Below are 730 nucleotides of genomic sequence, written 5' to 3' on the forward strand. Positions count from 1 at the left end.
CCGGCGACGTGCCGAACGGACAGTGGTTCCGCGCCGCACCGCGCCGGTTGTGGTCCGCCCGCACCCTCGCCGCGGTGGTGGGCGGCGTCGACCTCGGCGCCGACGGGCCGCTGCCCGAACAGGAGCGGCTCGGCGATTTCCGGATTCCTCAGCGCGCCCTGTTCGCGACCGTCGATGCCTGGTTCGAGCCGTTCGATCCGCGGCGGCACGCGCCGGCGTCCCCGGGCGGTGCGCTCACCTGCTGACCCGTGCCGGCACTTGCGCGTGCGATGATCTTGTGGACCATCGAGGGGGTGCCATTGTCTGAAAGCATCGTGCCGGTGACGGGTAGACGAACCACGCGGGGGGCGTCCGAGGACCCTGTGTACGTTCCGCTGCGCAGCATCTCCGAGGCGGCGGCGACGCTGCAGGAGTCGGTGGCGCGGCAGAACGCCACGGACTACTACGAGGTCCGCGCGGCGATGGATGCGGAGTACTACTGGCGCGCCGTGGTGCAGACCTTTCAGATCGCCGACGAGTCGTTCCTGCACGCCTCGCGCGGCACCCAGGACGGTGCCGACATCTCGGCCCACGTCATGGCCCGCGCCGCGGACTGGGTGGCGAAGACGGAACTGGCCGTGGAGGGCTCCCGGATGTACGGGGCGCTGGTCGCATTCACCCAGGGTGTGGGCGACGGGTACGCGGCGGTGGAGTCGTGGGCCGACGCCACCAAGCGAGCGAGCCGATAGGC

General features: G+C 71.4%; 1 protein-coding gene and 1 pseudogene. Both read left to right on the top strand.

The window, feature by feature from the left end:
- Positions 1 to 245, top strand: a pseudogene (locus CQZ88_RS26215) (hypothetical protein); the annotation flags it as partial.
- A 75-nt stretch (positions 246 to 320) separates the two neighbouring features.
- Positions 321 to 728, top strand: a complete 408-nt coding sequence (locus CQZ88_RS26220) for a hypothetical protein (protein WP_230304501.1) — start codon at positions 321 to 323, stop codon at positions 726 to 728.
- Positions 729 to 730 lie beyond the last annotated feature (2 nt).

This window comes from Rhodococcus sp. ENV425 (assembly GCF_002887785.1).
GTDB lineage: Bacteria > Actinomycetota > Actinomycetes > Mycobacteriales > Mycobacteriaceae > Rhodococcus > Rhodococcus aetherivorans.